The sequence below is a fragment of the Kribbella turkmenica genome (genome assembly GCF_004348725.1).
Lineage (GTDB): Bacteria > Actinomycetota > Actinomycetes > Propionibacteriales > Kribbellaceae > Kribbella > Kribbella turkmenica.
Window position 1 is genome coordinate 1 of the sequence record NZ_SMKR01000115.1, and the last position, 24,966, is coordinate 24,966.

At 70.5% G+C, this 24,966-nt stretch carries 24 protein-coding genes; 7 read left to right on the forward strand and 17 right to left on the reverse strand.

What is annotated here, in order from left to right; translation table 11 throughout:
- The coding region (locus E1218_RS23965) for an InlB B-repeat-containing protein (RefSeq protein ID WP_407657629.1) at positions 1-651 on the forward strand (651 nt) is incomplete at its 5' end.
- A gap of 7 nt (positions 652-658) precedes the next feature.
- Positions 659-1,750: a Gfo/Idh/MocA family protein gene (locus E1218_RS23970; RefSeq protein WP_132323845.1), complete on the forward strand. Its 1,092-nt coding sequence runs from the start codon at positions 659-661 to the stop codon at positions 1,748-1,750.
- Here E1218_RS23970 and E1218_RS23975 read toward each other — a convergent pair.
- The gene (locus E1218_RS23975; RefSeq protein ID WP_132323847.1) at positions 1,747-2,430 is read right to left on the reverse strand and encodes a TetR/AcrR family transcriptional regulator; all 684 of its coding nucleotides are present in this window, start codon (positions 2,428-2,430) and stop codon (positions 1,747-1,749) included. The genes E1218_RS23970 and E1218_RS23975 overlap by 4 nt on opposite strands.
- 73 nt (positions 2,431-2,503) lie before the next feature.
- Between E1218_RS23975 and E1218_RS23980 the strand changes: the two genes are divergently transcribed.
- On the forward strand, positions 2,504-3,205 hold the full coding sequence (locus tag E1218_RS23980) for an NAD(P)-dependent oxidoreductase (RefSeq protein WP_132323849.1): 702 nt from the start codon (positions 2,504-2,506) through the stop codon (positions 3,203-3,205).
- Here E1218_RS23980 and E1218_RS23985 read toward each other — a convergent pair.
- From E1218_RS23985 to E1218_RS24015, 7 genes are all read right to left on the reverse strand, one after another.
- Complete coding sequence (locus E1218_RS23985; protein ID WP_132323851.1) at positions 3,202-3,759, reverse strand: GNAT family N-acetyltransferase; 558 nt, start codon at positions 3,757-3,759, stop codon at positions 3,202-3,204. The genes E1218_RS23980 and E1218_RS23985 overlap by 4 nt on opposite strands.
- Positions 3,756-5,009, reverse strand: a complete 1,254-nt coding sequence (locus E1218_RS23990; protein ID WP_233712424.1) for an ROK family transcriptional regulator — start codon at positions 5,007-5,009, stop codon at positions 3,756-3,758. Before E1218_RS23990 ends, E1218_RS23985 begins: the two co-directional genes overlap by 4 nt.
- An 84-nt stretch (positions 5,010-5,093) precedes the next feature.
- Positions 5,094-6,347: an enolase C-terminal domain-like protein gene (locus E1218_RS23995; RefSeq protein ID WP_132323855.1), complete on the reverse strand. Its 1,254-nt coding sequence runs from the start codon at positions 6,345-6,347 to the stop codon at positions 5,094-5,096.
- Complete coding sequence (locus tag E1218_RS24000) at positions 6,348-7,226, reverse strand: NAD-dependent epimerase/dehydratase family protein (RefSeq protein WP_233712425.1); 879 nt, start codon at positions 7,224-7,226, stop codon at positions 6,348-6,350. It abuts the gene before it with no gap.
- Entirely contained in the window at positions 7,223-8,104 is an 882-nt protein-coding gene (locus E1218_RS24005; RefSeq protein ID WP_132323857.1) for a carbohydrate ABC transporter permease, read from the reverse strand. The genes E1218_RS24000 and E1218_RS24005 overlap by 4 nt, the downstream gene beginning before the upstream one ends.
- Positions 8,101-9,027: a carbohydrate ABC transporter permease gene (locus E1218_RS24010; RefSeq protein ID WP_132323859.1), complete on the reverse strand. Its 927-nt coding sequence runs from the start codon at positions 9,025-9,027 to the stop codon at positions 8,101-8,103. The genes E1218_RS24005 and E1218_RS24010 overlap by 4 nt, the downstream gene beginning before the upstream one ends.
- 3 nt (positions 9,028-9,030) lie before the next feature.
- Entirely contained in the window at positions 9,031-10,410 is a 1,380-nt protein-coding gene (locus E1218_RS24015; protein ID WP_132323861.1) for an ABC transporter substrate-binding protein, read from the reverse strand.
- A gap of 160 nt (positions 10,411-10,570) precedes the next feature.
- Here E1218_RS24015 and E1218_RS24020 point away from each other — a divergent pair, with 160 nt between their 5' ends.
- Positions 10,571-11,038, forward strand: coding sequence for a GNAT family N-acetyltransferase (locus tag E1218_RS24020; RefSeq protein WP_132323863.1), 468 nt, complete (start codon positions 10,571-10,573; stop codon positions 11,036-11,038).
- Here the strand turns inward: E1218_RS24020 and E1218_RS24025 are convergent.
- From E1218_RS24025 to E1218_RS24035, 3 genes are all read right to left on the reverse strand, one after another.
- Positions 11,035-12,090 (reverse strand): DUF4185 domain-containing protein, encoded by a 1,056-nt coding sequence (locus tag E1218_RS24025; protein ID WP_132323865.1) that lies wholly within the window; start codon positions 12,088-12,090, stop codon positions 11,035-11,037. The genes E1218_RS24020 and E1218_RS24025 overlap by 4 nt on opposite strands.
- A 123-nt stretch (positions 12,091-12,213) precedes the next feature.
- Entirely contained in the window at positions 12,214-13,035 is an 822-nt protein-coding gene (locus E1218_RS24030; protein ID WP_132323867.1) for a sulfurtransferase, read from the reverse strand.
- Positions 13,032-13,685, reverse strand: a complete 654-nt coding sequence (locus tag E1218_RS24035) for a thymidine kinase (protein WP_132323869.1) — start codon at positions 13,683-13,685, stop codon at positions 13,032-13,034. The genes E1218_RS24030 and E1218_RS24035 overlap by 4 nt, the downstream gene beginning before the upstream one ends.
- A gap of 121 nt (positions 13,686-13,806) precedes the next feature.
- Here E1218_RS24035 and E1218_RS24040 point away from each other — a divergent pair, with 121 nt between their 5' ends.
- The gene (locus tag E1218_RS24040) at positions 13,807-15,468 is read left to right on the forward strand and encodes a S8 family peptidase (protein ID WP_233712426.1); all 1,662 of its coding nucleotides are present in this window, start codon (positions 13,807-13,809) and stop codon (positions 15,466-15,468) included.
- On the opposite strand, the gene E1218_RS24045 is transcribed toward E1218_RS24040, so the two are convergent.
- From E1218_RS24045 to E1218_RS24065, 5 genes are all read right to left on the reverse strand, one after another.
- On the reverse strand, positions 15,465-16,589 hold the full coding sequence (locus E1218_RS24045; protein WP_132323873.1) for an alkaline phosphatase family protein: 1,125 nt from the start codon (positions 16,587-16,589) through the stop codon (positions 15,465-15,467). The two genes, E1218_RS24040 and E1218_RS24045, sit on opposite strands and share 4 nt — an antisense overlap.
- Positions 16,590-16,594: 5 nt before the next feature.
- Entirely contained in the window at positions 16,595-17,206 is a 612-nt protein-coding gene (locus tag E1218_RS24050; RefSeq protein ID WP_132323875.1) for a DUF5998 family protein, read from the reverse strand.
- 57 nt (positions 17,207-17,263) lie between these two features.
- Complete coding sequence (locus E1218_RS24055) at positions 17,264-18,904, reverse strand: FtsX-like permease family protein (RefSeq protein WP_233712427.1); 1,641 nt, start codon at positions 18,902-18,904, stop codon at positions 17,264-17,266.
- A gap of 5 nt (positions 18,905-18,909) precedes the next feature.
- Positions 18,910-19,620, reverse strand: coding sequence for an ABC transporter ATP-binding protein (locus tag E1218_RS24060; protein WP_132323879.1), 711 nt, complete (start codon positions 19,618-19,620; stop codon positions 18,910-18,912).
- 108 nt (positions 19,621-19,728) lie between these two features.
- A complete protein-coding gene (locus E1218_RS24065; RefSeq protein WP_233712428.1) occupies positions 19,729-20,781 on the reverse strand; it encodes a P1 family peptidase in 1,053 nt (350 codons plus the stop codon).
- 57 nt (positions 20,782-20,838) lie between these two features.
- Here E1218_RS24065 and E1218_RS24070 point away from each other — a divergent pair, with 57 nt between their 5' ends.
- A complete protein-coding gene (locus E1218_RS24070; protein ID WP_132323881.1) occupies positions 20,839-21,345 on the forward strand; it encodes a DUF2087 domain-containing protein in 507 nt (168 codons plus the stop codon).
- Here the strand turns inward: E1218_RS24070 and E1218_RS24075 are convergent.
- The gene (locus E1218_RS24075) at positions 21,338-24,040 is read right to left on the reverse strand and encodes a bifunctional acetate--CoA ligase family protein/GNAT family N-acetyltransferase (protein WP_132323882.1); all 2,703 of its coding nucleotides are present in this window, start codon (positions 24,038-24,040) and stop codon (positions 21,338-21,340) included. The genes E1218_RS24070 and E1218_RS24075 overlap by 8 nt on opposite strands.
- Before the next feature lie 163 nt (positions 24,041-24,203).
- Here E1218_RS24075 and E1218_RS24080 point away from each other — a divergent pair.
- Positions 24,204-24,966, forward strand: a 763-nt coding sequence (locus E1218_RS24080) for an AMP-binding protein (RefSeq protein ID WP_165949396.1), incomplete at its 3' end; no start/stop codon positions are given.

A 24,966-nucleotide genomic window follows, 5' to 3' on the forward strand; every position in this document is an offset into this window, starting at 1 on the left:
TTCTTCGACCACGCGATCAAGCTCGGGGAGGGCCGCAACGGCCGGATCGAGGGGGTGCTCTCGAACGGGAACGCGGTCACCCGGGTCGGTTACCAGCAGCCGTACTGGATGAACGAGAGCGACATCTTCGAACTCGTCATCGACAAGTACATGCGCAAGACCGCGACGATCGTCACCGTCCACGGAGCGACCGGGCTGACGTTGCTGAACGTGTTCGCGTACGGCTTCCACGACGGCCTGGTGGTCAACAGCGGCCAGGTGGACGCGTTCAACCTCGGCACCGACAACCTGGGCACCGACGGCTACACGGTGAAGGTGGTCGGCGGCGACGTCGAGGCGACCAACCTGGCCCGCTACAACGGCGCGACCAGCACCGGCCCGGTCGTCCTGCGGAACGTGATGGTGATCGACGTCGTCCAGCGCAGCATCGCGGTCACCGCCAACGGTCCGGGCTCGGTGTCGATCGTCGGCAACGAGTCCGAGCCGGGTACGTACGAGGTCGGCGCGCAGGTCACAGTGACGGCGACGCCATCATCGGATAGCGTTTTCCGGGATTGGACCGTCGACGGGGCCGTGGTATCGGCCGAGGCGTCGTACAGCTTCACCGTCGCGACGGACCAGGTACTGACCGCGAACTTCACTGCCACGTAGGAGCGAGATGGCTGACGCTACGAAACATCAGGTCGCGATCGTGGGCTGCGGCATCATCGGCCGCACCCATGCGCAGACCATCGCCGAGCGGCCCGACGCGACGGTGACCGCGCTGGTCGACGGCGACATCGCCGCGCGCGAGGCGCTGGCCGCGCAACTGAAGGCGGCCGGACAGCCCGAGCCGAAGGTGTACGACGACCTGACCGCGGCGCTGAGCGGGTCGGACATCTCGCTGGTCGCGATCTGCACTCCCAGCGGCACCCACGCCGCGCTGGCCGAGCAGGCGCTGAACGAGAAGAAGCATGTCGTCATCGAGAAGCCGCTCGACGTCGAGCTGACCCGGGCCCGGCGCCTGGGCGCGGCCGCGGCCCGGGCGGCGAGCCACGGCGTGGTCTCGTCGGTGATCAGCCAGCACCGGTTCGACGCCGGCAGCGCGCAGGTGCACGAGGCGATCCAGGCCGGCCGGTTCGGTCAGCTGACCTCCGCCGTCGCGACGGTTGCCTGGTGGCGCAGCGACGAGTACTACGCCTCGGCCGGCTGGCGCGGGACCTGGGCCCAGGACGGCGGTGGCGCGCTGATGAACCAGGGTGTGCACACCGTCGACCTGCTGCTGTGGTTCATGGGCCGGCCGGTGAACATCCAGGCGCAGGCCCTCCGGGCCGCGCACCGCGCGATCGAGGTCGAGGACACCGTGGTCGCGACCTTGACGTTCGAGTCCGGCGCCGTTGCCACGTTGCACGCGACCACGGCGGCCTTCCCCGGCGGCCGCACCCGGGTGTCGGTGCACGGGACCGAGGGTGGCGCCGAGGTGGAGGACGACCGGCTCCGGCGGTTCAACGCCGACGGCGCGACCGACGACGCCGAGGTCGATCCGGGTGAGCCCGGCGGCCACCAGGCGCAGTACGACGACATCCTCGGGGCGATCGCGAGCGGCGGTCAGCCGGGGATCACCGTCCAGGACGCGATCGACGCGCTCGCGACCGTCCGCGCGGTCTACATCGCCTCGACCCTCCAGCGGCCGGTGAAGTTCATCGACGTCCTGGAGGGCCGGTACGACGACGTCGACGTCTCCCGCGGCATCCGGCTGCCACCGGACTAGGACGCGGCTGCGTGGTCCTCGTCCGGGTGCAGCCCGTCGAGGACCACGCAGAGTCCGAACTCGAACTCGTCGCCGTAGTCGTAGGCCGGCCGCAGCACGTGCTGGGTCATCTCCGCGAGGTGCGGATGGTCGTCGCCGAGGACGTTCAGCAGGTCTCCGACGATGGCGTCCAGCTCGGCGCGATTGGTGAACGGCAGACTCAGCTCCTGCAGGACGAAGCCGTAGACGTAGCTGTCGATCAACGAGAACGCGTGCGCGGCCATCGCGACGGAGAACCCGCCGGCTCGCAGCGAGCCGAGGACCGCGTCGTGGTGGCGCAGGACAGCGGCCCCCGGCCGACTCCGGGAGTCCATCAGGCCGACCGCCCACGGGTGCCGCCGGAGCGCCCTGCGCGCCGAGGCGGCCCGGTCGCGCATGGCGTCCTTCCAGTCCGCGTCCGGCACCGGCAGCTCGATCTCGGCGAAGACCGCGTCGACCAGCCGGTCCAGGATGTCCTCCCGGTTCGTCACGTGGTTGTAGAGCGACATCGCCTCGACGCCCAGCCGCGCGGCGATCGCCCGCATGCTGAGGCCGACCACCCCCTTCTCGTCGGCCAGCGCCAGCGCGGCCTGGACGACTCGCTCGCGACTGAGCGCCGCCCGCCCGGGTCTCGCTCGCCCGCCGGTGCCGCGCTCGCCCATCCAGTTCCTCCTTGCCTCGGCTTACATCGTAAGTCTATGCTACTTACACTGTAAGTCGGACGCTGGAGGGGACATGAAGGTCTGCATCGTGGGCGCCTCGGGGAAGCTCGGGCGGTACATGGTCCGGCACGCGCTGGACCGCGGTTACGAGGTCGTCGGCGTGTGCCGCGAACGCAGTGTCGGGAAGCTCGCCGAGTTCGCGAACCGGATCACCGTCGTTCCCGGGCCGACGAACGACCGGGAGGTGATCCGGCGGGCGGTCGACGGGTGCGACGGCGTACTGACGGTGCTGGTGCCGTGGGGAGTGCAGCAGTACTCGTCCGGGACCGCGCAGGCCGTCCTCGACCACACCGCGCCGGACGCGCGGCTGGTGTTCTCCTGCGGCTGGCACATCAGCCGGGACGGCAAGGATCGGTACTCCTGGAAGCTTCGGACGGCGGTCCGGATCGCCACGCCGCTGGCCAAACTGTTCCGGGCGGTCGAGATCGACGACCAGGTGGAGGCGTGCCGGCGGATCTTCGCCTCCGGCCGGCGGTGGACCGTCGTCCGCGGGAGCGATCTCGAGGAGGGCGAGAGCCAGGGCCTGCCGGTGTGGAGCCGCCACGTCGGTGACCCGGTGCTGGCGAGCAACCTGACCCGGCGGATCGACTTCGCACTGTTCATGGTCGAGGCGCTCACCGACGACACACTCGTCCAGGAGGCGCCCGCCATCGTCGGACGCTGCTCGGCGAGCGCGCGGGCGCACGCCGGCTCCGGCGAGCCGGCCGGTGCCTAGGCGCCGGGCTCCCGGTCGTTGAGGATCCGCTGGTACAGGTTGCAGTCCCGCCACGCACCGTCGATGTGCAGGTACGTCGGCGCGCAGCCGATCCGGGTGAAGCCGGTTCGCTCGAGAACGTTCTGCGACGCGATGTTGTGGGTCAGCGTGCTGGCCTCGATCCGGTGCAGCCTCAGCTCGGTGTCGGCGATCTCCGCGACCGTCGCGACCGCGCGCGTCATCCGGCCGTGACCGATCGCGTCGGCCGTCAGCCAGTAGCCGAGGCTCGCGCTGCGGAACGGGCCGGGCACGAGATCGTTCAACGTGATCCCACCGACGATGCGGTCGCCCTCGACCAGGACCCAGGGCACCGTCCGGCCGTCCTTGTACTGCGCGAGCGTCCTGGTCAGCCGCTCACGCTGACCCGCCGGGGTGAACCAGCTCTCCGGCCGGTCCGGCTCCCACGGCCTCAGGTGATCCCAGCTGCGGCGGTAGGCGTCGGCCAGTGCGGCGTCGTCGTCGAGGGTGGCGAGCCGGAGTTGCACGCCCGGAGTCAGTGGGCGGGGAGCGATCACTTCGGCAGCCTACGCGCCTGACTGGATCCGCTGACCCGTGGCGTGAACGCGTCGTGGAAGATCGTCGACGCGGCCCCGACCGCGGCCGCGTCGGTCTGCAGCATCGACTCCTCCACCGCGACCGGACGGGTCTCCCGGGCGACCGGGTGCGCGTTCACCGCCCGGCCGATCTCGGCCAGGAAGATCTCCGAGATCTCCTTCCCGAACGCCGGGCCGCCGAGCACGACCAGGTCGATGTCGAGCAGGTCGACGAGTCCGACCGCGCCCTGGCCGATCACCCGGGCGACCTGGGTGACCGCCTTGACGGCCGCCTCGTCGCCGTCCGCGGCCGCCTTGCAGACGGCCCGGTAGCGCTTGGCCTCGTCGGTGGCGCTCGGGTCCGTCTCGACGTACCCGTACCCGGCGGCGATCACCGGGAGCGAGGCGGTCGGGTTGCACTCCGGCAGCATCCGCGGTCCGTCCTCGGCGTCCCACTCCCCCATCCGCAGCGCCGCGATTTGGCCGAACTCCCCGGCGTTCGCCGTACCGCCGCGGTAGATCGAGCCGTTCAGGATCAGGCCGCTGCCGACCCCGGTGCCGAGGTAGAGGTAGGCGAAGTCGCGGGCCCGGGCGGACCGGCCGATCCAGCGCTCGCCGATCGCGGCCGCCGTACCGTCCTTCTCCACCAGGACCGGGTGGTTCAGCCTCTCCTGCAGCAGGTACCGGATCTTCAGCCCCCGCCAGGCCGGCTGCAGCGGGAGCGCGAGCAGCGTGCCGTCGGCGTTTATCGGCCCCGGTACGGCGACGCCGACACCGAGCATCGAGTCCAGGTCGACCTGGCTGATGCTGAGCGCCGCGGTCACGGTCGCGGCGGTCAGGTCGACCAGCTTGTCCGCACTCAGGTCGTCGGCCAGTTCGACGGTCTCGCGGCGCACGATCGTGCCGTCAAGGTCGACGACCGCGACCGTGAGCAGTTCGGGGTCGATATGGATGCCGACCGCATGCGCCGCGTTCGACCGCAGCCGGACCGGCGTCCGTGGCTTGCCGAGCCGCTCGGCCCGCTCCTGGGCCTCCTCGACCAGCAGGCCCTGCTGCAGCAGGATGCGCAGGATCCGCGACACCGACTGCTGGGTGAGCCCGGTCCGGCGGGAGATCTCGGTCCGGCTGACGATGCCGGCCAGCCGGATCGTCTCGATGATCACGGCCTCGTTGAACGAGCCCAGGTCGTACTGGTTCGCGCCCGCCCGCCGCACGTCCCCGTCATCCGGCACCCCTGCCACCTCCCCGTCCGTGTCGTGTCCCGCAGCCTGCCGCTGTCCGTGACTAGCCGCGATCGTACTGCCCGGCCGCCGTTGTCAGGGCGCTTCCAGGGCTCCGTCGATGCGTCGTACGCCGGCCGCCCACTCGTCGTGTCCGGACAGTTGCGCGGGATAACGGGCGGCCGCCTCGAGATCGAGGTCGATCCCCCAGCCGGGCGCCTCGTTCGGGGTCAGCCAGCCGTCCTCGATCCGCAGCGTGCCCGGGAACACCTCGTGCGTGGCCTCGTTGTAGAGGTGACCCTCCTGGATGCCGAAGGCAACGGAACTGACGTCCAGCGCGACGTTGGCGGCGGCACCGATCGGCGACGTGTCCCCCGGGCCGTGCCAGGCCGTCCGGACGCCGCACAGCTCGGCCAGGTCGGCCAGCTTGCGGGCCGGGGTCAGGCCGCCGATGTCGGACACGTGCGACCGGATGAAGTCGACGCCGAGGTCGCGGACCAGCCGCACGGCGTCGCCCATCGACGTGGTCAGCTCGCCGACCGCCAGCGGGACCGGGGACGCGGCCCGGACCTCGGGCAGCCGGTCCCAGTGCTCGGGCGGCAGCACGTCCTCGAGGAAGAACAGCCCGTACGGCTCGAGTGCCCGGGCCAGCAGGACAGCTTCCTTCGGCGTCAGCCGCGAGTGGACGTCGTGCAGGAGCTCGAGGTTGTCCGGCAGGCTCTGGCGGGCCTCGGCGAACAGGTCCGGAGTCGTCCGCAGGTAGTCCCGCGCCGACCAGCCGTTGTGGTACGGCGAGTCCGGGTAGAGCGTCGCCACCTGCGGAGCGCCGTACCCGCCGCCGCCCGGGGTCGACATCTGCAGCCGGATGTGCCGCCAGCCCTGTGCGACGAACTTGTGCGCCTGCTCCAGGGTCTCCTCGATCGTCCGGCCGCTGGCGTGGATGTAAGTGTCCGCGGCCGCGCGGACCTTGCCGCCGAGCAGTTCGTACACCGGCATGCCGGCCCGCTTGCCGGCGATGTCCCACAGCGCCTGGTCGATGCCGGAGATCGCGTTGTTCGTCACCGGACCGCCGCGCCAATAGCCGGAGAAGGCGGCCAGCCGGGTCAGGTCGCCGATGTCGCCTGGGTAGCGGCCGACCAGCAGCCGGGCCAGGTGCTCGTCGACGAACGTCTGCACCGCCTTCCACCGCTGGGTGAAGGTCGCGCACCCCAGGCCGTACAGCCCGTGCTCGGTGGTGTCGATCTTCACCACGACCAGCGGGATGCCCTGCGGTGCGGTGACGATCGCCTTCACCTCGCGGATGCGGACGTCGTCGCGCACCGGCCAGGGCTGGTCGAAGTTCGAGGGCATTCAGATCTCCAGATGAAGGGTCGGCAGGTCGAGCTCGTGCCGGGCCCGGAAGCCGAGCACGGTCCTTGCGGCGGTCAGGTCGATCGGCACCTCGCGCCCGACGAACCTCCGCAGCCGCGGCACGTCCGGCGCGAAGGCGTCCAGCAGCGCCTCGGTCTCGTACGGCGCGTTCGTCGTGTCCGCGGCGACGAAGAAGGTGTGCGCTCCGGACGACGACGCGGTCAGGCCCAGCTCGATCGCGTACGCCGCGTCCCGGGTGTCCAGGTAGCTCCAGGCCTCCCGCAGTCCGCCGCGCGGGTCACGCCGCGCGCCCTCGGCCCGCCGAGCGAGCACGTCGGGCGAGTTCACGTGCGGGAACCGGAACGCGACCACGTCGATCCCCCACGTCCGCCAGGCCATCCGGGCCGTGTTCTCGTCGTTCTGCTTGGACAGCGAGTAGGCGTCGCCGACGTCGGCCGGGATCTTCTCGTCGAGCGGGAAATAGGCCGGCCGGATGCCGTGCGGGTTGAACGGGATGCCGGTCGCGTTGATGCTGCTGGCGATCACCGCCCGCCGGATCCCGCGCGCCCCGGCCTGCGCGAGCACGTTGAACGTCGACACGACGTTGATCGTGTAGACGTCGTACGGCGTCCCGGCGGACGGGTGGGCCAGCGCCGCGAGATGGACGACGTACTCGACGCCGGTGAGCGCGTCCGCGACGTCGGCCTCGGACCGGGTGTCGCCGATCACGACCCGGTCGGCCTTGAGGTCCGGGTGCTCGACGTTGGACAGTGCTGTCACCAGCGCGCCGAGCTCGGTCAGGCGCTGGACCGTGACCAGCCCGATCCGCCCGGCGGCCCCCGTCACCAGCACCCGCCGGCCGCTGAGTTCCGAACTCACTCCTTGATCCCTCCCGACATCCCCACACCCTTCAGGAACTGCTTCTGGAACACCAAGAACAACACCACCGGGATCAGCACCGCCAGGAACAACGCGCTCATCTGCAGTGAGATCTCCGTGGTCGCGGCCACCCGGGGCAGCGCCACCGAGATCGGTTGCAGCCGCGGATCCGGCAGCACCAGCAGCGGCCAGAGGTAATCCTTCCAGGAGCCGATCACGGTCAGCAGGGCGACCACCCCGACGATCGGTTTCGACAGCGGCAGCACCAGCGAGGTGAACAGCCGCAGGTTGCTCGCGCCGTCGATCCGGGCCGCCTCGATCAGTTCGCGCGGGATCGAGTCGAAGTACCGCTTCATGACCAGGATGTTGAACGCGCCGGCCGCCTGCGGCAGCCAGACCGCCCAGAAGGTGTTCTGCAGGTTGAACCCGAGCACGGGCATCTTCAGGATGGTCAGGTACAGCGGGACCAGCGAGATCACGCCGGGCAGGAACAGCGTCGCCAGTACGGCGCCGGTCACCACCGGTCCCCACTTCGGCCGGAGCACGCTCAGCACGAAGGCGCCCGTCGTACAGACGAACAGCGTGGACAGCAGCGAGCCGATCGCGATGATCGCGGTGTTGCCGAGGTACGAGCCGATCTGGACGCGGGTCCAGGCGTCCGGGATGTTCTGCCACTGGATCCCGGACGGCCACAGCTGCATCGGGCCGCGGAGGATGTCCTGGCTGGTGGACAGTCCCGACTTGAGCAGCCACAGCAACGGGCCGACTCCGGCGATCACGACTCCGACGAACAGCAGCACCTGGATCGCGGGCAGGCCGTGGCGGACCAATGGCCGCTTGCGGTCGGCGACGGAGATGATTCCGCGTTCGTCAGTCATGTGATGCTCCAGCGCCTGGTCAGCAAGTGGTAGACGACGGACAGCACGCACAGCACCCCCGCCAGCAGCACGCTGAGCGCGGTGGCCGCGCCGAAGTCGCCGTTGATGAACGCGTACCGGTAGATCAGCAGCAGGATCGTGGTGGTCGCGTTGTCCGGGCCGCCGCCGGTGAACAGGAACGGCTCGGTGAACACCTGGAACGTCCCGATCAGCTGCAGCAGCATCATGATCAGGATGATTCCGCGGATCTGCGGCAGCGTGACGTGCCAGACCCGCTTCCAGATCCCGGCGCCGTCGAGCTCGGCCGCCTCGTACAGTTCGGTCCGTACGCCGGTCAGCGCGGCCAGGTAGATGATCGAGGTCGCGCCGGCGCCGGCCCAGGTCGCCTCAAGCACGATCGCCGGCATCGCCAGGTCCGGCGAGTTCAGCCAGGCGAACGGTCCGAGGCCGAACCAGCCGAGGATCGAGTTGAAGACGCCGGCACCGCTCGGGTCGTAGAAGAACTTCCACAGCAGGATCGCCGCCACCGGCGGGACCACGGCCGGCAGGTAGGAGATCACGTTGTACAGCCAGCCGGCGCTGCGCAGTTCACTGATGAACACCGCCAGGAACAGCGGGACCGGGAAGCCGAAGATCAGGGCCAGCAGGGCGAAGTACAGCGTGTTGACCGTCGCCTGCGGGAGTTGCGGGTCGGTCAGCACGTAACTGAAGTTCGCCAGGCCGACCCATTCCGGCGTGGTGACCAGATTGTTCTTCTGGAAGCTGAGCACCAGGCCACGGACGATCGGGCTCCAGGAGAAGTACAGGAATGTCAGCACCAGCGGCAGCGCGAAGACGATGGCGCTGAGTCCGCCGGAGCGGTACCAGGTGGCCAATGACCGGATGCCGCTCCGGCCGGACTGCGGCGTACGCAGGAGGGACATGTGCTACCGGGCCAGGCGGGCGTCGATCTTCGATGCGGCGTCGGTCAGCAGCTTGTCGATGTCCGCGTCCTTCTTGGTCAGCACCTGTTGCACGACCGGGTCGAGCAGCGCGTAGACCTCCTGTGCCTTGTTCGCCGGTTCGGGCAGCAGCTTCAGCGTCCTGGTCGACTCGACGTAGCCCTCGAACTGCTCGACCGGGACGTTGTTGTACGGCTCGCGCCACGTGTTGTAGCGGTCGTAGGTCTCCTGGCTCAGTGGAGTGATGCCGGGCCGGCCGACGAAGCCCCTGTCGGCGATCGAGTCCTTCGCGTTCTGCACCGCGAGCTGCTCGTTGGTGTACTTGTCGAACTCCTGCGACTTGATCCACTTGAGTGCGGCGACGATCTCGTTCGTCGACGCCTTCGGGTTGATCATCTTGATCGACCCACCGGTCAGCGTGCCGTGCGGCCCGCCGTCCTGCGGCAGCGCGCCGTGGCCGTAGTCGGCCGGCTTCATGCCGAAGTTCTTCACGCACATGTCGTACGCGTCCGGCGCCTGCAGGACCATGCCGATCTTGCCGGCCGCGAAGTCCTGCCGGATCTCCTCCTGGTTGTAGAGGAAGTTGCTGCCCATCGTGTTGTCGGACCAGCGCATGTCCTTCAGCAACTGCAGCGCCTTCTTGGCCGGCGCGTCGTCGAAGGTGCTCTTCGTCCCGTCCTGGCTCTGCACCGAGCCGCCCATGCTGTACGTCATCGTGGTCAGCATCCAGCCGCCGGTGTTGTCCTTGGTCAGCTGTGCGTAGCCGGCCTTGCCGGTCTTCTCGGTGATCTGCCGGGCGTACTGCCGGACCTCGTCCCAGGTCGTCGGCGGCTTGTCCGGGTCCAGTCCCGCCTGCTGGAACAGCGCCCGGTTGTAGGCCAACCCGACCGAGAACACGTCGATCGGCACGCCGTAGATCCGGCCGTCGCCGTCCTGGACGATCTTCAGCACGTCCGGGTTGAGGTCCTTGGTCAGGTCGACCAGCTTCAGCTCGTCGGTGATGTCCGGCAACTGCTTGTTCGGGATCATGTTGGCCGGCTCGGTGAAGCTGATGTTCATCACCGTCGGAAGCGAGCCACCAGCCACCTGAGCCTGGAAGGTCTGCGCGTCCCATTTGGTCTCGGTCGACTTCACCGTGATGTTCGGGTGGGCGTCCATGAACTCCTTGATGTTGCGCTCGAACGCGGCGATGTCGTTCGGCTTGTCCGGGGTCGGGCGATCCCCGATCGTGATCGTCACCGGCGCCTTCTCGTCGACCGCTCCGCCGGCGTCGGTGGACGGCGTCGTACCATCCGCACAACCGGCGGCCGCGAGCACCAGCCCTGCCAGCCCCAGCCTGGCGCCCCACCTGCTCACTCTCGTCATCGGAACTCCTCGGGTTTCCGGATGCCGCCGGCATGCTCCGATCCACACACCGGCCAAGTTCTGAGTAAGTTAAACCAAGCGTGTTACTTTCTCAATGGCTGCCATCGATCTCGTGGAAATCCGGTAGAGCGACGCTCCGCGGTCCGCGAGGATGGCAGGCATGTTGCTCCGAGCCGCGACCGCCGACGACTTCGCCTTCCTGACCGAGATGTTGCTGGAGGCGTACAACTGGGACGGGACGCCCGTGTTCACGCCCGACAAGCTGCGGGCTGAGGACAAAGCCTGGCGGTACGTCGCGGACTGGCCACGGCCGACCGACTTCGGGGTGATCGCGGAGGTCGACGGCACGCCGGCCGGAGCCGCCTGGGCGCGGCTCCTGACCGCCGACCGGGCGGGTTACGGCTACGTCGCCGACGACGTTCCCGAGCTGTCGCTCGGCGTCTCGCCCGCGTTCCGCCGGCAGGGCATTGCCCGCGCGGTGATGACCGAGCTCATCCGGACGTCGCCGTACCAGCGGCTCAGCCTCAGTGTCGACCCGGCCAACCCGGCGGCGAACCTCTACCGGTCGCTCGGTTTCGAGAAGGTGGGCACTGTCGAGACCTCCGACACCATGGTGCTCGAGCGCTAGCCGAAGTTGCGGATGCGGAACTGCATGACGCGGTACGGCCAGCCGGCGTCGGTCTTCCACTGGCTGACCGACAGGTGCAGGTCGCCGAGCGTGGAGCCGGGAATGATGTACCCGCCGTACAGCTGGGCCACGTGGTTGTCGTCCTCGTTGCCCCAGGCACCGCCGTAGATCAGGGTCTGCCGGTACGCCGTGTAGAGGTTGGACGTCGGCGTGTCCATGATGATGCCGTCGATCCGGTAGTCGCCGGCGTTGAACCAGGTGAGCACCCACTTGCCGCCGAGCGGCCGGAGGCAGAGCTCGCCGAAGCTGCCGGTCAGGATCGGGGTCGCCGGGTTGCCCCAGGCCCAGACGCCGTCGCGGTACCCCCACGGCTCGTACGCCGCCGGGTTCGCGATCTGGTTGCTGCGGACCCGCTTCAGGATGATCGGCTTGTCGCGCTGGAAGCCGGTCGAGTAGACGTACACGTACCCGTCGTTGCCCTCGCCCCAGCTCAGGCACTGGAACATCCCGCCGTCGATGTCCGGGTCGAACTTCGCGCCGGTGTGGTACCAGCTCGCTCCCGAGTTGTCGCTGCGCCAGATCTCGGTCCACACCACGTTGCCGAGGCCCTTGTTCACCATCACGTGCAGGTACATCGACCCGCCGATGGTGATCACGTCCGACGGCAGGACGGTGGAGAACACCGGGTTGTCGTGCTGGTAGTCCCACAACTGCTGAGCGGCCGCGCCACCGACCGCGCCGGACCACTTCACTGCGCTGTTCAGGTCCGTCGTGGTCGACCACAGCGCCACCGGTGACCGCCACCAGCCGCCGCCGACCCTGGGCTCCTCGAAGGTGTCGCCGAACACGAAGAGCATCCGGCCGTCCGGCGTCCGCGCCGGGATCCCGAGGTCGGTCGCCGCCATCCGGAACCGGTCGGTCAGTCCCGGGCCGGTCAGGTCGGCCACCTTGTTCGTCAGGACGGCCTGAGGTTCCGCCAGCGCGGGCGGAGCCGGTACGGCGGCGACCACACCGGCACCGAGCGCCGCGCGGAGGAACGTGGATCGTTTCATGGTGACTCCCAGGGGCGGATGGAACTCACGAATGCGGAAATCGATTTCTCACGACCTTCTCGCGACCGTGCCGTCGAGTCAAGGCCGGCCCTGACCCTTTCCACCACCGCCGAAAAGGCGGGGTCAGTCCTTTCCGGTCGCCACCGGGCGGGACGGGTCGGTGATCCACTCCGACCACGAGCCGACGTAGACCGTCGCGGGGATGCCGCTGACCTCGAGGGCGAGCGCCTCGTGGGCGGCGGTGACACCGGATCCGCAGTACACGCCGACCTGGCTCGAGCCGTTGACCCCGAGTTTCTCGAAGCGTTCCCGGAGCTCGTCGGCCGGGAGGAAGCGTCCGCTCGTGTCCACATTGGCCGTGGTCGGCGCGTTCACCGCGCCCGGGATGTGGCCGGCGACCGGATCCATCGGCTCGACCTCACCGGCGAAGCGCTCCGGGGCCCGCGCGTCCAGCAGCACCCCGGCCGCGGCCACGTCGGCCGCGCTGTCGGCGGTCAGCAGCGGGAGGTGACCCGCGGTCGCGATGAACGACCCGTCCCCGTCCGGCGGCACGTCGGTGGCCACCTCTCCCCCGGCCGCCTGCCAGGCCGCGAGTCCGCCGTCGAGCACACGCACGTCGCGGACACCGAAGTACCGGAAGATCCACCACGCGCGGGCGGACGCCGTCGAGTCTGCCGCGTCGTAGACGACCACCGGCGTGCTCGGGCCGACGCCGGCCCGGCGCAGCGCGGCGGTCACGGTGGTTGCTGCTGGCAACGGATGACGGCCGCCGGAACCGGGCGGACCGGCGAGCTCGGTGTCCAGGTCGACGAAGTGCGCGCCGGGGAGGTGGCCGGCGTCGTACGCCTCCCGGCCGGGCGGGCCGGTGAGGCTCCAGGTGACGTCGATCAGTACCGGACGCTGCGCGATCGACCGCAGCTCGTCGACCGTGATCAGTGGGCTCATGACGCGTTTCCTCCGAATGGCAGAACCTCGGGTGACAGGGTTGCGCGGGCGCGTGCCTGGGTCAACCGGCGCCGGTGGTGCCGGCGGCACAGCACCTCGTACGCGACCTCGTGGTCGTCCGTCACGATGTCGCCCACCACCAGCTGCTCGCCCTCGGTCACCATCTCCCCACCGATCGTACGGGCGTTGTGCGTGGCCCGTTCACCGCACCAGCACAACGCCTCGACCTGGAGCAGCTCCATCCGGTCGGCGAGCTCCACCAGCCGGGCCGACCCGGGGAACAGGGTGGCCCGGAAGTCGGTCAGGATGCCGAACGCGAACACGTCGATCTGCAGCTCGTCGACCAGCCGGGCCAGCTGCTCGATCTGCAGCGCGCTGTAGAACTGCGCCTCGTCGCAGACCACGTAGTCGATCCGGCCGCCGTGGGTCAGCTCGCCGACGACGTACTCCCAGAAGTCGAACTCGGGCCGGACCTCGATCGCCCGGGCCGCCAGCCCGAGCCGTGACGACAGCACCGACTCGCCGGCCCGGTCGTGGCTGGTGAAGATGCGGCCGCTCCGGCCCCGGGCCCTGTGGTTGTGGTCCATCTGCAGGGCCAGCGTGGACTTGCCGCAGTCCATGGTCCCGGTGAAGTAGAGCAGCTCAGCCACGGGCGTTCATCCTGCCAAGTCGGCGGACCACCGCGCACGCCGGGGTGGCGCGTCGTACCAGGTCGGTACCGAACGCGGGCGTCGGCTTGGGTTCTGGGCCCCGGTCCGGTTTGAATGGATCGTGCACAAAGCTCTGGTCCTGCTCCTCGCGGCCTGCCTGACGACCGTGACCGCCACCGTCCCGGCGGCCGCCGTTCCGGTCCAGGCCGCGGTACCGGGTCAGGCGGAGGCGGGACTGCGGGCGTACTTCGTGATCACCGAGCCGAAGCAGACCGGCAAGGTCACCGGCGCGATCGGCGCGAACGGTGGCAGCGTCTACGCGGCCTACGACGCGATCGGCGTGATCGTGGCGCACTCCGACGCGGCCGACTTCGCCGGCAGGATGCGCGGCGTCGACGGCGTCCAGAAGGCCGGCGCGACCCGGACCTCCGACCTGCCGGCCGACGTCGGTTCCCCGGCGATCCCCGAGCAGGTCCCGCAGGTCCCGAGCAGCACACCGGAGACCGGCCGGCCGGACATGGCCGCGATCGGCGCGAACCGCGCCTGGGACAAGAACCCGGGTGCCAGGACGATCACGGTCGGCGTGCTCGACACCGGCGTCGACGACCAGCACCCGGACCTGAAGGGGAACTTCGACGCCACCCGGTCGGCGTCCTGCGCCTACGGCAAGGCCGACACCCGGCCCGGTGCCTGGCGTCCGGTCGGCGAGCACGGCACCCACGTCGCCGGCACGATCGCGGCCGCCCGCAACGGCGCCGGCATGATCGGCGTTGCGCCGGGGGTCAAGATCTCCTCGATCCGGGTCGCCGAGGCCGACAGCCAGCTGTTCTTCCCGGAGAACACGGTGTGTGCGTTCATGTTCGCCGCCGACAAGGGCGTCTCGATCACCAACAACAGCTACTACGTCGACCCGTGGCTGTTCCTGTGCCCGTCGGACCCCGACCAGGACGCCATCGCCGAGGCGGTCCGGCGCTCGGTCGCGTACTCGGACTCGAAGGGCGTCGTGAACGTCGCCGCGGCCGGCAACGAGGACTACGACCTGGCCGACAAGACCGACGACGACTCGAGCCCGAACGACTCGACCCCCGGGCCGCGCACGGTCACCAACGACTGCCTGAGCCTGCCCACCGAGCTGCCGAACGTCGTCGTGGTCGCGTCCGTGGACGCGGCCGGCGCGAAGTCGCGGTTCTCCAACTTCGGCGACAGCAAGATCAGCGTGGCCGCGCCCGGCGAGAGCGTCTACTCGACCGTCCCCGGCGGCGGCTACGAGTCGATGAGCGGTACGTCGATGGCCTCTCCGCACGTCGCCGGTGTCGCCGCCCTGCTGCGCAGCGTGAATCCGAGGCTGACGACCGCCCAGGTCCGGGGCGAGCTCGCCCGGCAGGCCAACGACCTGGCCTGCCCGCCCGGCGCGTCGGGTGAGTGCACCGGCAGCCAGGCGAACAACTCGTACTACGGCGAGGGCATGGTCGACGCGGCCGAGGCGGTGGGCGTGGCCGCCGCGCAGCCGAACGGCGCGGTCTCGATCACCAAGCCGTCGGACCAGCTCGGCTTCGGCGGCGCACCGGCGATCCCGCTGCTGCTGAAGGGCTCCGGCGGGACCGGCGAGATCAGCTACTCGGCCACCGGGCTGCCTCCGGGGCTGAGCATCGACGCCGAGCGCGGCTGGATCACCGGCGTGCTGACGCCGGGCTCCGGGCGCTACAAGGTGACTGTGATCGCGCGAGACGGCGAGGCCAAGACCTCGCAGGCCAGCTTCTTCTGGAACGTCTGGAGCTTCTAGAGACCCGGGTCGACGAGCAGCGGGATCGCCATCTCGTCGTCGGTCAGCGAGCCGTGCAGGCCGATCAGGTCGGCCTCCTTCGGGAAGCGGCGGCTGGCCACGAGCGCGACTGGCCCGAGCGCGGCAACCAGCACGTCACCCAGTCGCGGGGTGACCCGATCCTCCACGCCACCGAACCAGCCGAGTGCCACGGCGTCGTCGCGGCTGAGCACCAGCGCGTCGTCGCCGAGGCGCTCTTGGTACGTCGCGAGGACGTCGGCTTCGGCGCCGGGAACGCAGTACAGGTGCCGGAAGCGGGACTCGCCGCCGATCAGCCGGATCCCGTCGAGTAGCGCGGGCTCCTCGTCCAGGTCGATCCGGCCCGTCCGGGGGACGTCGATCATCCCGTGGTCCGCGACCACGAGCAGGACGGCGTCCCGCGGCATCGCCGACCGGATCTGCTGGGCGAACAGGTCGGCCGCGGCCAGCTCCTTGAGCCACTGCTGCGAGTCCGAGCCTTCGTTGTGGCCGGTGTAGTCGAGCTGGGAGTCGTAGACGTAGACCAGCGACGACCTGCCCTCGCGGATGGCGAACCGGGTCGCGTCCAGCCGGTCCTCGACCGTGTCCGCGCCGCGGTGCGCACTTCCCCGGAACGCGGCGGCGGTCAGGCCGGACGTGTCGAAGCGGGCCTTGCTCACGTTGCGCGTGGCGACGCCGGCGGCGGCGATCCGGTCGAAGACGGTGCCGTGCGGCTGCCAGCGCCGCGGGTCGACCGGCGCGTCCCACTGCAGTGCGTTCAGCAGTGCGCCGGATTCCGGCACGATCGAGGTGTAGCCGACGATTCCGTGGGCGCCCGGTGGCAGACCTGTGCCCAGGCTCGTGAGGCTCACCGCGGTGGTCGAAGGAACCCCGGCAGTCAGGCTGCGACCGGTCGGCAGCAGTGACGACAGGTACGGCGCGACGTCGGCGTTCCGGCGGAGCAGGTTCCACCCCAGTCCGTCGAACAGCAGTACGGCGTACCGCGGCGCGGGGGGCAGGCCGAGGACGTTCTGCTCCTGGGGCACCGACAGCGCACCGGCGACCGACGGCAGCACGTCGGCCAGGGCCCCACCGCCGTACTGCGGGCTGACCGGCGTGGACATCGCCACTACCGGCTGGTGGCGAACGACAGCGCCTGGGCGAAGTCGAGCACCTGCTGGATCCCGGCCGGGCCGTCCGCCGCAGCGCTGATCCGCAGTGAGATGTCGTCGGCGGCGACCGAGCCGGTGTAGCCGTGGTCGGCCTCGCAGTTCGGGTCGGCGCAGACGGCCGGCTCGAGGTCGATCCGGTTCACCATCCCCCAGCCGATGGTCAGCACGACCTCGCCGCCGCCGGCCACCGCCGGGTCGGACTTGGCCGAGGCGTAGCCGGCCGGGTTCGGCACCACCCGGTTGACCACGACCGCGTTCACCCGGTGCAGCGGGATCGCCTCGGTCGAGGTCGACGCGTACGGCGCCCGGATCAGCTCGTCGGCCGCGTGCTCGTCGGTGTGCCCCACGATCAGCCGGGTCGGGGTCAGCGCCAGGATGGTGATGTGCCGCCGGACCTCGTCCCGGTCGAACGTCGGCTCGTGCTGCAGCACGAACGCGCGGATCGGTTCGCCCGCGATCGCCACCGCGAGCGAATCGGTCACGACGTCGGGGTAGTAGCCGCACCGATCGATCGCCTCGCGGAGGGCGGAGGAGACGTCTGCGAGCTCCGGCACATTCACGTCACGCATGCCCTCATCCTTACACGGCCCGGTCCCGGCGCGGCTCCCCCTTGTGGACAACCGCGATCAGTTCGCACTTGCCTTCCGCAACACCGGCGCGCCGGCGGCCCCCGCGACCGCGACCAGGACGAGGCCGGCGACCACCTGGCCGATCAGCACCAGAAGGCCCGAAGCGCCTTCGGTGACGATTCGCCCACCGCTCAGCACGAGCCCGCAGAACGCCCCGAACCCGACCACCGGCAGTCCGACGCCGATCACCGGGACGACGGCCACCAGCCGGGCCGACCGCTCGATCACCGACAGCGGCACCCCGGACCGGCGGAGGGCGCGGGCGGGCGCAGCCTGGTCCAGCGCCGTACCGACCGCTCCGGCCGCGGTCGAGGCGGCGACCGTCAGGAACACCAGGCCGAGCAGGAGCACCACACCGATCCGCAGGTCCTGGTACGTCGGATCCTCGTTCTCCCCCGGCATGAACACCGACATGAATCCGGTGACGAAGCCACTCAGCACCAGCGCGGCCACCGGGCGGAAGGCACCCTTCGGGTCGTCCACCAGTCGCCGTCCGGCCAGCAGCGTCACCGGTCCGTTGGCCAGGTTCGCCAGGATCCGGCCGATCACCTGCACTGCCCAGGGCCCGATGATCCGTACGCCGAGCGCGGCCAGACCGACCCCGATCAGCACGGGAAGCAGGCCGGTCTGCATGCCGTAGTACCCCAGGACGACCGGGCCGAGAATCAACAGCCCCAGCCGCAGCGCACTGGTCGCCTTCCGGGTCTGCCCACGGACGACGCCCAATGGGGTGATGCTGACCCGCCCGAGCCCGATGAGCGCGCTGATCACCGACAGCACGGGGACGGCGGCCAACACGATCAGGACGGTCCACCAGTTCACCGTGATGTCCGAGACGAACCACCGCCCGCCGCCGAGTGGGATCCGCGCGATCAGCGGGGTGAGAGCCGTGTAGCCGACCAGGCCGACGACCGCGCCGGCTACGCCGAGCACTGCCTGCTCGACCGCGCTCAGCCCGAGTACCTGGGTCCTGGTCGCCCCAGCGAGCCGTAGCGCGGCCAACCGGTGCTCACGACGCTTGGCTGCCACTCCAGCCGCCTGACCGACCAGGCTGAGCAAAGGAAACAGCACGAGAGTGATGCCCAGGGCAACTGCCATCAGCAGGCCGAGCATTCGGCTGTCCATCAGGTCCTCGTGCCAGCTGTTCACGTACTGCGGGTGCTCCCCCACGGCACCTGGTGCGACACCACGGATGAGCACCAGCTCTTCTGGCGACGACAGACCCTTGTCGCTGATCACTCCGGTCGGCTGCTCGACGCCGTACTGCTTGCTCAGGCTGGACCAGCGGTCGGCGAGAGCGGGCGAGACGAAGATTTCCCCCGGCTTCGGGGTGTGGTCGAGGCCGGGTGGCGGCGGAAGCTCGTTCGGCCGCAGCGTGGCGAGGTCCACCCGGAGCATCGGCAGGCCGTCGACCCGCAGGCCGTCCTCCTGAACGATCGCTCCGATCGCGGTGGCCGGATCCGCCTTGTCGCCGCTGCGCCAGCCGATCCGGTCGGAGCGATGGAACAGGCCGAGCGATCCGGCGATCAGGAAGGTGACCAGGAGTGCGACGACCGCGGTCGCGCCGAGCGCGGCCAGGTTGGCGGCGCGGCCGCCGGGGCCGGGACGGCGCACGAACCGCAGTCCGAGGTCAGTCATCGGGCTCATCGGCCGGCGCCCTGCGACTCGCTCACGCGGCCGTCGACGATCCGCAGCACCCGATGACACCGGGCGGCGACAGCGTTGTCGTGCGTGACGACGACCACCGCGGCACCCCGGTGCGTGGCGGCACCGACGAGCAGGTCGATGACCTGGGCGCCGGTCGCCGCGTCGAGCGCGCCGGTGGGTTCGTCGGCGAAGACGGCCTGCGGCTCCCCGACCAGCGCGCGGGCGATCGCGACGCGTTGTGCCTGGCCGCCGGACAGCTCTCCCGGCCGGCGCGCGGCCTCCGCGGACAGTCCGACCTGGGCGAGCATCAGCCGGGCGCGGCCGAGCGCGTCCCGGCGGCTGACACCGTCGACCATCAGTGGCAGGGCGACGTTCTCGTCGGCCGGCAGTTCGGCGAGCAACTGGTTGTCCTGGAAGACGAAGCCGAGCCGGCGCCGTCGCAGCACGGTCCGGGCGGCGTCGCTCAGCTGGTCGACCCGCTGGCCGGCCAGCCAGACCTCGCCCTGGTCCGGGAAGAGGATGCCGGCCAGCACGTGCAGCAGCGTGGTCTTGCCGTTGCCGCTGGGACCCATCACGGCGAGTGCCTCGCCGGACCGGACGGCGACGTCGACACCGGCCAGGCCGACGACGTCGCCGTAGTACTTGACCAGGCCGTGACCGCTGAGGACGACCTGTTGCTGGGTGAGGTGGGGACTCTGGAAGCTCATGGTGCCGAGCCTCCCGCGCTCCGGCGCGCGGATCGTCCGCCCGCGGACCGGTCTCCGGCTCGCCTTCCGGTGTCCTTCGTCGCGGTCGCGTAGTACCGCGGTCGTACGTCAGGCGATCCGGAAGGCTGACGGGTAGGCGTCGCGGTAGCTCAGGATCGGGCCGGCCGGGGTGTCGACGGTCTCGGCGGCCAGCATCGCGTGCACGACCGCGCGGGACAGCGTCCGGGCGCCGGCCGCGTAGACCGTCTCGAGCTGTCCGAGTGCGGTCGGGTCGGTCACGCTCAGCCTCGGCTCGCCGCTCGCGGTCGAGAGTGCGAAGACGCTGTCCCCGTCGACCAGCGTGTGGATCGGGTCGATCGCCCGGGCCAGCCCGTCGTGGGCGACCATCGCCATCCGCCGGGTCGCCGCCTTGTCCAGCGGCAGGTCGGTGGCGACCACCGCGATCACGGTGTTCATGGCCGGGCCGGGGATCAGGGTGCGGCCCGGCGTGATCAGCTCCGGCCGGTCGGTCGGCGTCCGCAGGTGGGCGAACTCGTCGCCGAGTCCGGAGCGGGCGCCGTACAACCGGCCGCCGGCGTCGACGGCCGAGCCGGCCGCGTTCACGACCACCAGCGCGCCGACCGTCGTCCCGTCCTCGAGGCGGACGCTGGCCGAGCCGACGCCACCCTTGAGCGACCGGGCCCGGGCGCCCGCCCCGGCACCGTGGTTGCCGAGGGCAACAGGTCCGTCGGTCGCCGCGGCGATCGCGTCGGCTCCCCAGGACGGCTCCGGCCGGGCGGTGAAGTCGCCGCCGCGGCCGAGGTCGAAGATCACCGCGGTCGGCACGATCGGTACGACGTCGCGCTCCCCCGGCCCGACGCGCACGCCCTGCGCACGCTCCTCCAGCCAGCGCAGCACGCTCCCGGCGGTGTCGAGTCCGTACGCGCTGCCGCCGGTCAGCACGACCGCGTTCGCCCCCGGGTTGGAGTTCACCGGATCGAGCAGATCGGTCTCCCGCGTCCCCGGTGCACCGCCGCGGACGTCCACCCCGGCCACCGCCGTACCGGGCACGTGCACGACCGTCGTCCCGGTCAGGTACGGCGGATCGACGCGCTCGACCTGGCCGACCAGCACCCCGGGAACGTCGGTGATCGCGTTGTGCGGACCGGGCTTCATCGTCATGCGCCCGTTCTAGCATCCCGGGGAAATCTGGTTGCGGCAGACACTACCGTGGAACGCATGAACGCCGATCTGCTCTGTGGTCTGCTCGCCGAACCGTCGAGACTCCGGACGTACTCCGCGGTCGTCCTCGGCGCCGCCACTCCCGAGCAGGTTGCCGCCGGCACCGGACTGCCGGCGCCGGCGATCGCCAAGGCTCTGCAGCGACTGGCCAAGGGCGGGCTGATCGTCGACGGCCGCGACGGTCTGCGGGCCGACGAGGCGGCGTTCAAGGACGCCGTTCGGGAAGGCCGGCCGGAGCGCGAGCCGCTGGATCCGGATCCGGACCGCGACGCGGTGCTCAGGTCGTTCATCCGCGAGGGCCGGCTGACGCACTTCCCGACCGTCCCGGCGAAGTTCCGGGTCGTGCTGGAGCACATCGTCGCGAGCTTCGAGCCCGGCCGCAGCTACCCCGAGGCCGAGGTGAACGAGGTCCTCCACCGCTGGCACCCCGACCACGCCGCCCTCCGCCGCGAACTGGTCGACGCCCGCCTGCTGAGCCGCGCGGACAACGTCTACGTCAGGTGAGGCGGCGGGCCGGAGCGTCCTGCCGCGGCTTCTCGTTCGGGGCGATCCGGATCGAGGTGTCCAGCACTGTCGCACCGGTGGCACCGACCAGGACGGAGCGGAGGTCGAGCCGGACGACCTCCTCGAGGTCCAGGGTCAGCCGGGACACCCGGTGCAGCAGGTTCTCGATCGCGGAGATGTCCACCGGGTCGCTGCCGCGGTAGCCGTAGAGCAGCGGTGCCGCCCGCACCTCGCGGACCATCTCCGCGGCGTCGCGCGTCGTCAGCGGTGGCATCCGGTACGAGCGGTCGCCGAGCAGGTCGGTCGCGACCCCGGACAGGCCGAACGACACCACCGGCCCGAACGACACGTCCTCCAGCGCCGAGATGACCACCGGCACGCCCGGCGGCGCCATCTTCTGGACGACGAACTGCGCGCGGGCCGGGTCCGCCGCCACCCCGAAGGTCCGGGTCATCTCGGCCCAGGCCTCGCGCATGTCGTCCTCGTCGTGGATGTGCCGCCAGATGTCGGCCAGGTCCGGACGCATCCGCCACTGCTCGGCGGTCGCCTTCAGGATCACCTCGAAGCCGAGGTCCGCGGCCCGCTGCACCGCCTCGTCCGCGCTCAGCACCGGGAAGGACGGCAGCACTGAGAGGCCGTAGAAGCTGAGCAGCAGCTGCCGGTCCGCGTCGTCCAGGTCGGCGCCGTTCGGGTGGCGTTGCAGGTACTCGGCGACGAAGTCCTCCGCTCCACGGGTGTCGATGTCCGGCAGTTCCGGGATCTTGCTGTCCGACTGACGCCGCCACTCGGCGTACTGCGTCGCTTTGGCCAGCGCGCCGACGGCGTACTGCGGGTTCAGGAACGACGGAATCGAGCCACGGGCCGCGCCGCCGTCGGCGTCCGGCACCCGGAGCTCCTCGGGGACGCTGCGAGAGGCCAGGAAGGTCGAGACCACCGGCTTGTCGGAGCCGGCGGCGGCAGCGGCCAGGACCTGCGCGACCTCGGCGCCGTTCGACTGGACCGGCGGTGTGTAGATGACCACGACCGAGTGCACCCGGTCGTCGGCGAACACCTCGGACAGCGCCACACCGAACTCCTCGGCGGACGCGTCCGGGCTCAGGTTGCGTGGCTCCCCCGCCGTGTCCAGACCGCAGCCGGCCATCGTGTCGAGTGCGAGCAGGGTCAATGCGTCGGAGTTGCTGACGATAGCGACCCGCCGGCCCTTCGGCAGCGGCTGGTGGGCGAGCAGCTGGGCGACGTCGAACAGCTCACCGGTGGTGTCCACCCCGATCAGCCCGCTCTGCCGGAACATCGAGTCGATGGTTGCTGCGGGCAACTGGCTGCGGCGGACCATCTGACCGAGCGGCACCCCCTGGGTGGACCGGCCGGACTTCAGCGCGACCACCGGCTTGCGGCCGGCCAGCCGCCGCGACACCCGGCTGAACTTGCGCGGGTTGCCCAGCGACTCCAGATACAGCAGCACGACCTCGGTCGACTCGTCCGAGTACCAGAACTGCATCAGGTCGTTGCCGGAGACATCGGCCCGGTTCCCGGCCGACACGAAACTCGACAGGCCCAGGCCACGGCCGACCATGTCGGCCAGGATCGGCACCCCGAGCGCACCGGACTGGCAGAAGAACGCGACCCGGCCCCGGCTCGGCATCAGCGGCGACAAGGTGGCGTTCAGCGACACCCCGGGGGCGGTGTTGATCAGCCCGAGCGCGTTCGGCCCGATGACCCGCATCCCGTACGACCGGGCCAGGCCGGTCAGGTACCGCTGCCGCTTGCGGCCCTCGTCCCCGATCTCCGCGAACCCGCTCGACACGACGACCAGACCGCGCACGCCCTTGGCCGCGCAGTCCACCACCACGTCGGCCACCATCTCGGCCCGGACGGCGACCACGGCCAGATCGACCGTGTCGTCCACGTCGCTGATCGTCGGGTACGCCGGCACCCCTTCGATCTCGTCCGCCTCGGTGTCGGTGTTCACGGCGTACAGCCGGCCGGTGAACCCGCCGTCGCGGAGGTTGCGCAGCAGCGCGTTGCCGATCGTCCCCTCCCGCCGGCTCGCCCCGATCACCGCGACACTCGACGGGGTCAGCAACCGGGCGATCGACAGCGCCTCGGAACGCTGCTCGCGGGCCTGCATCACACCGAACGAGGTGTCGGTCGGCGCGATGTCGAACTCGACCATGATCACGCCGTCCTCGAACTCGCGCATGACCTTGTAGCCGGCCTCGGTGAAGACGGTGATCATCTTGCGGTTGTCCGGCAGCACCTCGGCGACGAACCGGGTGATGCCGTTCTCCCGGGCCGCCTGGGCGAGGTGCTCGAGCAGCAACTGGCCCAGACCGCGGCCCTGGTGCGCGTCCTCGATCAGGAACGCGACCTCCGCGGTCCGCCGGCCGGTCCGCTCGTACCGCCCGACGCCGATCATCTCGTTGCCGACGGTGACGATCAGCGCCAGCCGGTCGTGGTAGTCGACCTGTGTGAACCTGGCCACGTCCCGGTCCGACAACTGCGGGTACGGGGCGAAGAAGCGGTAGTACTTCGACTGCTCGGACACCCGGGCGTAGAACGCCACCAGCAGGTCGGCGTCGTTCGCGGTGATCGGCCGGAGATGGGCGGTCGCGCCGTCGCGCAGTACCACGTCCGCCTCGAACTCTGCCGGATAACCGGCGGGCGGCTGCGCGTCATAGTGATCCGGCGGCGTCACCCGGCCAGCCTACTCAACCAGTCACTCCGAGGGTGATGAATTCGGTCGCACTGATCGCCCTCGTGCTGGTCGTCCTGTTCGCGGTCCGCCGGCTGAGCTCGCTGATCCTCACGCCACTCGCGGTGACGGGTCGGTGCTCGCGCTGGTGGGTAATGTGCGGGACATGTCGACGGAGCAGAGCACTTCGGACGTCACCCGCGAGTTCCGCGCGGCCCGGGACTTCCTGGTCGCCCACCGGCAGGACTACGAGACGGCGTACCGGGACTTCAGCTGGCCGGGCTTCGACCGGTTCAACTGGGCCCGCGACTGGTTCGACGGGCTCGCGGTCGAGCAGCCCGAGGTCCCGGCGCTGACCATCGTCGAGGAGGACGGCGAGGTCAACTCGCGCACCTACGCCGAGCTGGCCGAGCGGTCCCGCCAGGTGGCCGGGTGGCTCACCGGGGCCGGGATGAAACCCGGTGACCGGGTCCTCATCGTGCTCGGCAACACCGTCCCGCTGTGGGAGCTCATGCTCGGCTGCATCCGCGCCGGCGCGGTGATGATCCCCGCGACCACGCTGCTCACCGACGCCGACCTGGCCGACCGGATCGAGCGCGGCGGCGTCCGCGTCGTGGTCACCGGCAGCGACAGCACCGGCCGGTACGCCGGGATCGCGGACCACTGCCTCCGGGTCGCCGTCGGCGAGCCGGTCGACGACTGGCTGCACTACGACGACTCGGCGCGGTACGACGGTCCCGCCCCCGAGGTGGACACCGCCGCGAACGACTCGCTGCTGCTGTACTTCACCTCCGGCACGACGAGCCAGCCGAAGCTGGTCGAGCACACCCACGTCAGCTACCCGGTCGGCCACCTGTCGACCATGTACTGGATCGGCCTCCAGCCGGGCGACGTCCACCTCAACGTCTCCTCCCCCGGCTGGGCCAAGC